The organism is Desulfobotulus sp. (assembly GCF_034006065.1).
GTDB lineage: Bacteria > Desulfobacterota > Desulfobacteria > Desulfobacterales > ASO4-4 > Desulfobotulus.
On record NZ_JAVETM010000062.1, the window covers coordinates 1 to 11,512 of the forward strand.

The 11,512-nt window shown below is 52.8% G+C and carries 8 protein-coding genes; 3 read left to right on the forward strand and 5 right to left on the reverse strand.

What is annotated here, in order from left to right:
• From RBR60_RS14990 to RBR60_RS15000, 3 genes are all read left to right on the forward strand, one after another.
• Positions 1 to 1,891 (forward strand): PAS domain S-box protein (locus RBR60_RS14990; protein ID WP_320358251.1); only part of this gene is annotated, 1,891 nt, incomplete at its 5' end.
• 88 nt (positions 1,892 to 1,979) lie between these two features.
• On the forward strand, positions 1,980 to 5,171 hold the full coding sequence (locus RBR60_RS14995) for a response regulator (RefSeq protein ID WP_320358254.1): 3,192 nt from the start codon (positions 1,980 to 1,982) through the stop codon (positions 5,169 to 5,171).
• 291 nt (positions 5,172 to 5,462) lie between these two features.
• Positions 5,463 to 8,141: a PAS domain S-box protein gene (locus RBR60_RS15000; RefSeq protein WP_320358255.1), complete on the forward strand. Its 2,679-nt coding sequence runs from the start codon at positions 5,463 to 5,465 to the stop codon at positions 8,139 to 8,141.
• Positions 8,142 to 8,284: 143 nt separating this feature from the next.
• On the opposite strand, the gene RBR60_RS15005 is transcribed toward RBR60_RS15000, so the two are convergent.
• The 5 genes from RBR60_RS15005 to RBR60_RS15020 all read right to left on the reverse strand — a co-directional run.
• Positions 8,285 to 8,500, reverse strand: a complete 216-nt coding sequence (locus RBR60_RS15005; RefSeq protein ID WP_320358257.1) for a hypothetical protein — start codon at positions 8,498 to 8,500, stop codon at positions 8,285 to 8,287.
• 315 nt (positions 8,501 to 8,815) lie between these two features.
• On the reverse strand, positions 8,816 to 9,205 hold the full coding sequence (locus tag RBR60_RS15010) for a barstar family protein (protein WP_320358259.1): 390 nt from the start codon (positions 9,203 to 9,205) through the stop codon (positions 8,816 to 8,818).
• Positions 9,206 to 9,214: 9 nt separating this feature from the next.
• The gene (locus RBR60_RS16860) at positions 9,215 to 9,532 is read right to left on the reverse strand and encodes a ribonuclease domain-containing protein (protein WP_413815476.1); all 318 of its coding nucleotides are present in this window, start codon (positions 9,530 to 9,532) and stop codon (positions 9,215 to 9,217) included.
• 25 nt (positions 9,533 to 9,557) lie between these two features.
• Positions 9,558 to 9,830 (reverse strand): hypothetical protein, encoded by a 273-nt coding sequence (locus RBR60_RS15015; RefSeq protein ID WP_320358261.1) that lies wholly within the window; start codon positions 9,828 to 9,830, stop codon positions 9,558 to 9,560.
• 1 nt (position 9,831) lies between these two features.
• Positions 9,832 to 11,512: RHS repeat-associated core domain-containing protein (locus RBR60_RS15020; RefSeq protein ID WP_320358263.1), on the reverse strand; the 1,681-nt coding region annotated here is incomplete at its 5' end.

Sequence of the window (11,512 nt, forward strand, 5' to 3'; positions counted from 1 at the left end):
CGACGGCCGCCTCACCTATCTCAACCAGGCAGGCCGTCGCATGGCAGGCTGGGGGCAGGACGAAAGCCTGGATCAGAAAACCATTGCAGACCTCCACCCCGCCTGGGCTCTGGAAAAAATCCGTAAAGAGGGCATCACAACTGCCAGGCAAAAGGGAAACTGGGAAGGAGAAACGGCTGTTTACCATCGGGAAGGACGGGAAATTCCCGTGTCCCAGGTCATCCTTGCCCATCGGGGAAAGGATGACAGGCTCCATTATCTTTCCACCATCATGCGCAACATCAGCGAGCGGAAACGCACGGAAGAAGCCTTACGCAAAAGCGAAAACCTGCTCAGCAGCATCTATCGCGCAGCCCCCACAGGGATCGGGATGGTGAGCAATCGCATCCTCATGACCATCAATGACAGAGTCTGCGAAATGACAGGGTATACACGGGAAGAACTCATCGGTCAGAGCTCCCGCCTCCTTTATCCCAGTGATGCGGATTTTGAACGGGTGGGCGTGGATAAGTACGAGCAGATTCACAAAACCGGAACTGGCACCGTGGAAACCCGCTGGCGACGTAAGGACGGAACCATTCTCGAGGTTCTTCTCAGTTCAACCCCCATTCATCCCCAGGATCTCAGCGCAGGCGTGACCTTCACCGCCCTGGATATCACAGAGCGCAAGCAGGCCGAACAGATACGGGAAAAACTCCAGGCCCAGCTCACCCAGTCCCAGAAAATGGAATCCGTGGGACGCCTTGCCGGAGGTGTGGCCCACGACTTCAACAATATGCTGGGGGTCATCCTCGGGCATACGGAGCTGCTGCTCATGCAGATGCAGCCCCAAGATCCCTTCTTTGAGGACCTGGAGGCCATCCGGAAAGCTGCGGAGCATTCCGCAGACCTCACCCGCCAGCTCCTTGCCTTTGCCCGTAAACAGACCGTCGCTCCCAGGGTCCTTGACCTCAACGAGGCAGTGGAAAAAACCCTTGATATGCTGAGAAGACTCATTGGCGAAGGCATTGATCTGCTCTGGAAACCAGGCAGGGAAATCGCACCCGTTAAAATGGATCCCTCCCAGATCGAGCAGGTACTCACCAACCTCTGCATCAACGCCCGGGACGCCATCGGAGACATGGGCAGGATCATCATTGAAACAGGCCTTGCGGATTTTGATGACGCCTACTGCCGGGACCATCTGGGGTATATCCCTGGCCTTTATGTGCTGCTGGCGGTAAGCGATGATGGCTGCGGCATGGACAGCGAAACCCTCTCCCATCTTTTTGAACCCTTTTTCACCACCAAGGAAATGGGAAAGGGCACAGGACTCGGGATGGCCACGGTTTATGGCATTGTCAAGCAGAACCAGGGCTTTATCAATGTGTATACCGAACCCGGCCAGGGAAGCACCTTCCGGCTCTACCTGCCCTGTCACGCCTGCAAAGCCAAAACTCCCTGCCTTGACGATCCTGCCGATCCACCGTGCATGGGTCATGAAACCATTTTACTGGTGGAAGACGAAGCCATGATTCTCAACATTACTCAAACCATGCTCGAAAGTCATGGGTACACCGTGCTCACCGCCCCCTCGCCCGTCAAGGCCATACACCTCGCCCAGCATTGCGGGAAAAAAATTCACCTCCTGCTTACGGATGTGGTCATGCCTGAAATGGACGGACGCACCCTTGCCAGAAAACTGCTCTCCCTTTATCCGGATCTGAAATGTCTTTTCATGTCCGGATACACGGCCAATGTCATTGCCCATCACGGCGTTCTGGAAGAAGGCGTCTCTTTTATCCAGAAGCCTTTCACGCTCAGAGAACTTGCCCTTCAGGTAAAAAGAGCCCTGAACCATGAGGGGGACGCCAGCTCCCACGGCCTGCCGCCGGGTGCTTTTCCCCTCTGAGTTTCCATACACCCCACTCCTTACCCGAAGGAGCCGCCTTCTTCCAAAGGCCTCCATGGCTCAAACTTCACTTCATTTCCGAGGCATCATGCTCCCAAAACGCCTTTTCAACCTCAAGACTCCCAGCACCCCCCTTATCCGCATCACCGGGATGACGTGGGTTCTCATCACCCTGATCTCCTTTTTCTGGAACTGGCATCAGATCGGCGAATCCCTTCTGACCCTGGCCGAATCCGAAGCCAACGCCTCCTTTCAAAAGGATCTTGTTTACAGGCGCTGGACGGCCATGCATGGCGGCGTTTACGTTCCTCCATCAAGCCTGACCCCTCCCAACCCCTACCTCGCCCACCTCCCTTACCGGGACATTGTCACCACGGACGGCCAGGCCCTCACCCTGGTCAACCCCGCCTACATGACCCGACAGGTGCATGAACTCAGTAAGGATTCCGGTGGTGTTCTGGGACACATCACCAGCCTGAATCCCCTGTGCCCCACCAATATACCCGATGCCTGGGAAAGCGAGGCCCTGCGATCCTTTGAAAGGGGGGAAGCCAAAGCAACCACCATTGAAATCCTGAATGACGAGACCTTTTTCAGGCTGATGCGCCCCCTTGCCACTGAAACCGCCTGTCTCACCTGCCATGGGCACCAGGGCTACAGGGAGGGGGATGTCATCGGCGGCATCAGTGTTTCCGTACCCCTTGCTCCCTACGCCCTTGCCACCCAGCAGCAACGGGGACAGATGATTCTTGGACATATGCTCATCGCAGGCCTGGGGCTTCTGGGGCTTTCCGTGGGCACTCTTTTTCTCCGGAACGCCCACAGAGCCCTTCAGATCAGTGAAGAACGCTTTGAACAGTCTTCCCTGCAAAGCCGGACCATTGTCTGGGAGGTCAACCCCGATGGGCTTTATACCTATGTCAGCCGGGCGTCGGAAACCGTATGGGGTTATCCGCCGGAAAAACTCATACACAAAAAATACTTTTTCGATCTGCACCCCGAAGAAGGACGTGAATCTTTCAAGAATGCGGCCTTTCAGGTCATTGGCAGCCAAAAAACTTTCCAGAATCTGGAAAACCCCATCCAGACCCCGGATGGCACCATCCTCTGGGTCGCCACCAACGGCTTCCCCATCCTGAATCCGGACGGCACTCTGCAGGGATACCGTGGATCGGACATTGATATCACCCAGCGCAGGCAGGCGGAAAAGACGCTCCTGGAAACCAACCAGAAACTTGAAAGCGCCATGCGCCAGGCCCAATCCATGGCAGAGCAGGCCAATGCCGCCAACCGGACCAAAGGTGCCTTCCTGGCCAACATGAGTCATGAAATCCGCACCCCCATGAACGGGGTCATTGGCATGACAGGCCTTCTGCTGGAAACAGACCTGAACGACGAGCAACGCCGCTACGCCCAGACCATTCGCAACAGCGCCCACTCCCTTCTGGGTCTCATCAATGACATTCTGGATTTCTCCAAGATCGAGGCCGGAAAAATGGACCTTGAAATTCTCGATTTTGATCTGGAAAGTCTTGTGGAAGATTTCTGCCTTTCCATAGCCATCCGCGCCCACGAAAAGCAGCTTGAGCTGATCTTCGCCCTGGACCCGGATGTTCCCACCCTTCTCAGGGGCGATCCCGGACGCCTCCGGCAGATTCTCACCAACCTTGTGAGCAATGCCATCAAATTCACCCATCAGGGCGAGGTCACACTGAAGGTTGCCCTGGTCTGGAAGGATGAAGATCGGGTTCGGCTGCATTTTTCCGTAAAGGATACGGGAATCGGCATTCCTGAAGAAAAAAAAGATCTTCTTTTTGAAAAATTCAGCCAGGTGGAGACCTCCACCACCCGGCAGTATGGCGGCACAGGCCTTGGTCTTGCCATCTCCAGGGAGCTGAGCGCTCTCATGCATGGAGAAATGGGCGTGAAAAGCATGGAGGGCAAAGGCAGCGTGTTCTGGTTCACCGCTCTTTTCCAGACCCAGACCCAGGAGACCCGCCCCGTCCCCCTTGCGCCTGCGGAACTCAAGGGAGAAAGGATTCTTGTGGTGGATGACAATGCCACCAATCGGGAAATTCTCATCACCCGGATGCGTCTTTGGGGGATGAGGCCCTTTGAGGCGGCAAACGGTCCCCAGGCCCTGCAGATTCTGGAAGAATCCCTGGAAAAAAACGATCCCTTTTCCCTTGCCATCCTGGACATGCGCATGCCCGGCATGGATGGTGAAGCCCTTGGCCGGGCTATCCGCATGGATCCCCGCATGCAAAATATCCATCTCATCATGCTCACCTCCCTTGCAGCCCGTGGAGATGCCAGCCGTTTTTCAGGCCTCGGTTTCAGTGGTTATCTCACCAAGCCCGTTCTCCATAAAGAGCTGCAGGCCGTTGTTCGCATGGCCCTGGCCGGAGCCGGAGACAGCGACTTAAAAAACCGCCCCATTCTTACGCGCCACTCCGTCCGGGAAAAACCGCCGACCTTTATTCATGGCAGATTCCGTATCCTTCTGGTGGAAGACAACCCCACCAATCAGCAGGTGGCTGTGGGCATACTCTTCAAAATGGGTCTCTACGCAGACACCGCAGCCAACGGCGCGGAAGCACTTTCCGCCCTTGGGCAGATTCCCTACGACCTTGTGCTTATGGATGTTCAGATGCCCGTCATGGATGGTCTCACGGCCACACGACGTATCCGCGCCGCCGCATCCCCCGTTCTCAATCCCAGGCTGCCCATCATTGCCATGACCGCCTATGCCATGCAGGGAGACCGGGACAAATGCCTGGATGCGGGGATGAACGACTATGTACCCAAACCCATCACTCCGCATATTCTGGCCGAAGTCTTAAAAAAATGGTTGCCCCATCCCTCCCCGGCCCAGACAGAAAAAACAGACCCCACACCTCCGGATCAAAAAATCCGCCCGGCTCCATCCCCTTCTCCCGCTCCCCAGGCCATGGTATGGAACCCTGACACCCTCAACGAACTCCTCATGGGAGATGAAGCCATGGCAATCCCCATTCTGGAGCATTTCATCCGTATGCTTCCCGAGCAGATCCAGAATTTAAAACAAGCCTTTGAGAATGAAGACCTGGCATCCGCAGAACGACAAGCCCACACCATCAAGGGGGCCTCCGCCCATGTGGGCGCCGAGATGCTGCACAATGAGGCCGCCATTCTTGAAACCGCACTGAGGAATAAAGACGTCCAAGCTTCCCGGGCTTCCATCATCCTGATCGAAAAACACCTTGACCCCCTGATGCAAAAGCTCAATCACAGGATGTAAACGACCATTTTTATTTATAATACAAACAGAAGCCCTTCGTTTTTTTCTTTTTGCTCCCATCCCCTCTGCGTGGTATAAATTTTTTATCCGGACTCTGGATACATCTCCATGCAGCCTCACAGCAGCGCAGCTTTGCCCCATGGGCCTTTTTTCTGCAGATATGCGAAAAACGGCCTCAGGATTCGCCCAGCACTTGGGCTTGCCCATTGTTTCCGCTCCATAAAAAACCCCCTTTCTTAAGCCAGGGATCCGACAGAAACGCAGCGCAAAACGCCCTGAAAGGAGGCAGCCATGCCCCGCTCCCGTTTCCGCACGCCCCCGGAACCCTCCCTTTTTTCCCTAAAAAATATGAGCCTCCTCCTTGGGATTTTTGTCATCTTTCTTCTTTTTGTCACCTGGACCGCCTTCCGCACCGACCAGCAGATGCGTCAGGAGCTGGTTATGCAGCTCAGACTGGCCGCTAAGGCCATCTGCACAAAAAAACTCCTCACCCTCTCAGGCACCCCCGATGATCTGAATGAACCGAGCCATACCCATCTTCTGAAACACATGGCAGAGCTGCGCAACATCAACCCCCGCTTCAGATTCATGTACCTCATGGGACGGGATGCGGATGGCGGCATCTTTTTCTTTCTGGAAAGCCAGGATGAAACCAGGGAGGAGGAGCCCGCCTGCCCCCCCGGTGAACCCTACACGGAAGCCTCGGAAGAACTTCGCAGTCTTTTTGATACGAAAAAAGCCCTGGTGGAAGGCCCCCTTGCGGACACCTGGGGAGTCTGGGTATCCGCCCTGGTTCCCATCCTTCATCCGGATACAAAACAGGTTCTCGCCGTACTGGGAGCTGATATTGATGCAAAAGACTGGAAAAGAATCATTGCAGCGAAAACTCTGATGCCCACAACCGTTGTGGGCCTGCTCCTTTTTCTCCCGCCCCTTATCTTTGCCCACCGATCCATGCGGATCCGCCAGGCTGCCCTGCGGGAAAGCGAAGCCAATTTCCGAGCTTTTTTTGACAGCATCGGCGATCTGGTCACCGTTGCCAGGCCCGATGGCCGGATTCTTTTTGTCAATACCGCCTTCTGCACCCAGCTTGGGTACAGCGCTCATGAATGCAGAAAAATGCACATCATGGACCTGCATCCTCCGGAAAGTCAAAAAGAGGTACACGCGGTTCTCAAGGAAATACAAGAGCACAAAAGGACCACCTGCCCCCTTCCCATCATGCGAAAAGGCGGTCAGTCCCTTCCCATGGAAACACGGATCTGGCATGGCTTCTGGAACGGGGAGGCCTGTATTTTCGGTATTTCCAAGGATCTCCGCCCAGAAATTGAAGCAAGGCAGCGATTTGAACTTATTTTCCGAAACAACCCCGCCCTCATGGCCCTTTCCGTCTTTTCCAGCGGCATTTTCATGGATGTCAACGAAACCTTTCTCAAAACCCTGGGCTACACCCGCCAGGAAATTATCGGGAAAACTCCCGAACAGGTGGGACTCTTTCCGGACAGGGATCAACAGAAGACCTTAGCCAAACAGCTTTTCCGCCAAAAACGCCTCAAGGATACGGAAATCCAGATTTTATGCAGGGATGGGTCGATCCGGGATGGTCTTTTTTCCGGAGAGATCATCGAGAATCAGGATCAAAACTACATTCTGGCTGTTATGACTGACATTACGGAACGCAAACAGGCCGAAAGGACTCTGGCCCAATCCAAAGAACAGCTGGAACTCACCAACCACGCCTTGGAAGAAGCCATCGCCCAGGCCCAGGAAATGGCCCGTCAAGCCCGATGCGCCAACACGGCCAAAGGCGAGTTTCTTGCCAACATGAGCCATGAGATCCGCACCCCCATGAACGGCATCATCGGCATGACCGGCCTGCTTCTGGATACGGACCTTGACGAAAAACAACGCCGATACGCCCAGAGCGTTCGGGAAAACGCCCAGTCCCTTTTACGGGTGGTCAATGACATTCTGGATTTTTCCAAAATCGAGGCAGGCAGGATGGATCTTGAAATGGTCCGATTCAATCTTCAGCATTTTCTTGAGGATTTCAGTCTTTTCATGACCGTAAAAGCCAAGGAAAAAAATCTTTTTTTCAGCCTCTCCCTGGACCCCGATGTCCCGCCATGGCTGATGGGAGATCCGGGAAGACTGAGACAGATCCTCCTGAATCTTGTGGGAAATGCCATCAAATTCACATCCCAGGGAGAGGTGCGCCTGCATGTGGCAAGGCTGGATGCCAACGACGAATCCATACAACTGCACTTTTCCGTGCAGGATACGGGTATCGGCATTCCTGCGGACAAACTCGGCATTCTTTTTGAAAAATTCACCCAGCTGGAAGTTTCCACCACAAGACAATACGGCGGTACGGGCCTGGGCCTTGCCATTTCAAAGCAACTGACCAAACTTATGCAAGGGGACATCGGCGTGCAGAGCACGGAGCATGGAGGTTCCACCTTCTGGTTCACAGTCCGATTCAGACGGCAGCCCCCACCTTCGGAGCCTTCAGTCCCCAAGACTTCGCAGGGCCCCTTCTCCTGTCCTGGCCTGAAAGGATGCTTTGCCCACACCAAGGCCCGTGTTCTGGTTGCGGAGGATAATCCCACCAACCAGGAAGTGGCCCTGGGCATACTCAGAAAAATGGGAATTTACGCCGATGCTGTGGCCGATGGCAGTGAGGTTCTCACCGCCCTCCAGTCACTGCCCTATGACCTGATTTTCATGGATGTGCAGATGCCGGTCATGGATGGCCTCACGGCCACTCGCCAGATTCGCGCATCCCAATCCCCCATTCCCGACAAAGACATCCCCATCATTGCCATGACCGCCTGCGCCATGCAGGGAGATCGGGAAAAATGTCTGGAAGCGGGAATGAATGATTATGTCACCAAACCCCTTTTCCCGGAAACCCTGGCAACGGTTCTGGAAAAATGGCTGAAATCACCATTTCCAAAAAAACTGAGGTAAGTTGAAAATATCGGACACCAAAGTTACTATCCAACCAGAATGGAGGTGTCTGAATGGCAAAAAACGCAACGAACGGTCGCTATTCGAAAGAATTCCGGAATGAATAGGTTCTCAATATTCGGTACATTCGTTGGAAACCCTGACTATTCAACAAGGCGACTTTTAGCAATACTAAGCGCTTGAACCAAGTCCTCCAGGTCCACACTCCACGCCCCACCACTGGGATTTGGATATACTTCAACAATGCAAACGCCAGTGTCATCTTGAGTCGCCTCAGCGATCATTTCATCTTCGAGCCAAATTTCAGCAACAATGTTGTCTCTGTCTGGAACACTTGCAATCTCAACTGTTAATTTCATTTTTTAGGCTCCAGGAATCCCATGAAGTTGCTTTTGTCATCATACCTGACTCCTCGGCCATCTGGAGCCCGGACTTCAGTAACATTTCCATAACGCGCATGATGACGCGTCGAAGTTACACTGCCAGGGCTTGTAAGGATGTCGTCGACGATATTCTGCCCCTGTTGGTTAATAGATGTTGGGTTCCCTTTAGCTGTAGGGAAGGCGCTTCCTTGTCGTCCGCCATGCTTTTGTAATGCACGTCCAGCAGCCGTTAAACCACCTCTATCAGCAGCTCCAGCAGCTTTTGAAAGAGCATCTACCCCCTTTGCGGCTTTAATCTATCAGATCAACAATTCGCCCCTTACAATCCTCTGGGAACCAAACAGCCAGAATATGTTCCTCACCATCGCCCCAATCAGTTATACATTCATAAAGCACATCAAGATACTCCCAAAGATCATCATCAGAAAGCTGAGGCATCTCCTCGTGAACCAGTACGATAGTCTTTTCCTTTAGCCAGTGAAAATCTCTTAAACAATCAGACAGTGCATCCCAATTAAAGCCAAAATATCCTGGTAATAATAGAATGTTAAATAAGGCTTCAAATAATTCAGTCACATCCGATATACCTTTAGGTAGGATTCCAATAAAGGTATCGCTCGCCGCCTTTGGTACCTGGGAATTGTTACAGAAATATTTAAAAACTTTACTTTTTGTCATCATCCTATCCCCCTATGGATTCACCTTGATAAAGGTTGTGTAGTGATCAGGTGTATAGTAAATCTCTCCTCCTTGACCTGTTACAATACGTTGAGGTCCTGGACCAGAAACTCCAGGTGTTGGATGGACATATTCTGTGTAGTATCCTTGAGATTTTGCTGGGAGTTGGGGCGTGGTTTGCCCTCGAAGTGGACGGTTTTGGAAAATGCTGCCATCATTTCTGTGCGGAAAAGATCTTCCTTGAGATATACGATCAAGGGTGGGCTTTAAATCAACAGTACCTTCAAGAACATTTCCAGTACGACGGTCAACGACTTTGACGCCTTCAATGAACCTTGTGTTCTTTGAGGCACAACTACTTTAGCAACCGATCCCTTTCTTCAATAGAAAATTGTTCATCTCCTTTTAGACAGGATAAATAATATTGGAGCTCATTTTCAGTTGTCCAATAATCTGGTTCATTAATATGTCGTAATGCCCATTCACAATTTTCCATTAATTCAATATGATCACTATAGACACTATCTATTGGAAGCTCCATGGCGACTTCATGGGCTACTTGTTCTCTTGATATACCACCAGATAAAAATTGAGCGATTAATGTAATAAAGAATTCTTTATAATTCATTTTATTTCACCACCTGTTGCCCTGATTCAATTAGTACAGAGTCGAAATCTCGATGAACAACTCTCCCACTGCCATCAGTTACAGAATGAACAGTAAATTTAGTTTGTCCTGTTGAGGGATCAACATATTTTATTACAGTCTGTTGGCCACCGGTTGCTTTTCCTTGCCATGTTGCGGGCTTGCTTTGAACAACTTGTTCTTGAAGACCGGAAAAAGCTTTTCCGCCTTTTGCTTCAGCCTTTCCGATTTGTTGGAGAGTACCGCCATCAACCTTTAATGCGCCACTGTTTGTTCGTTCGGCATTTTTTAATAAATCAAGAGTTGATCCTGAGTTCTTTGAGGCCCTCCCAAGCTTCTTAGCCCCACCCCCACCCGGTATCCCCAACCCGGCAACAGCCATGCCGATATCTCCGGCGCTGGAACAAGGGTCCATCACGATCGTTGCGGTCTGATAAAGATCATAGGCCGTAAGGGCAATGCTCGCGCCCCTCATGACAAGTGCAAGCACCGGAACGAATGCTATTTCCCCATCCGGATCAATGAGGTTCAGAGGGCTGTTCAGGGCATAGACATAGACGTTAATGCCCCCCTCAAGCCCTATGGGATCGACCCTCAGGTACCGTCCGCTTGCAGGGTCATAATACCGCATCCAGTTGTAATGCAGCCCCGTCTCTTCATCCTCATACTGCCCCGGGAACCGCAGGGGGTTTTTTACCCTCGCTCCCCCATCCACCATGGCCCTGCCGAAGCTCTCATACTTTGCTTCCCAGATCACAGCGCCGGAGCTGGCGGTGAGCATCTGCGGGGTGCCGAGGTGATCGTTGTGGTACCAGTAGTAATGCCCGGCTTCTTTCAGGTAGAGGGGGTCCGTTCCCCAGATGCCTTGGGGTTTCCAGCCAAAGCTCCGGATCTCACGGCCAGAACCGTCAAGCTCTGCCACAAGGCCTTCGTCGCTGTAGACAAACCAGGTTTTCTTTCCGGCCACTTCCTTCCAGAGCCTGCGGCCAAAGGGATCATAGCCATAAGAAGCGATCTGCCTGCCCGTTCCCGGCTCGCCAGCCCAGACCTCGCTGAGGCGGTCTTCGAGGTTATAGACATAGCTTGTAACAAGGCCTGCGGCAAGCTTTCTCACCATGTTGCCGTTGGCGTCGTATTCATAGCTCACATCATCAAAGCCCGTCAGGGCGTTGTTGGTATCATAGCGCCATTCGCCGTCCGTGGCGTTTGAACGCTTGCGGTTGCCCACGGCGTCGTATTCAAAAGCCTCTTCTTTGACAGGCCTTGGATTGAGGGCCTCGGTGAGGCGATAAAGATCATCATAGGTGTAGGCATAGTCCCCGTGCTCGGTATTTTTCTCCTTCACATTGCCCACCCGGTCAAAGCCGTAGCTCCTTTCAAGGCGGGTGTTGCCAGCGGGGTCCTTCACCTCCATGGCTTCAAGGCGCATGAGGGGATCATAGGTATGGGTCTTTACCGTGCCGCCGGGAACGCTTGCCCGTGAGGGCCGGTTCCAGGTGAACTCATTTACCGTGAACATCCCGGCTCCGGGGATCTGCACACCGGCAAGCTGGTTGGTTTGATCATAAAGATAGCCCTGCGTCACACCGTCCGGGCCGGTGTAGGATTGTTTGAGGCCGTTTTTATAATAGGTGTAGGCCTGACTCACGGTAAAGCCTTGAAGG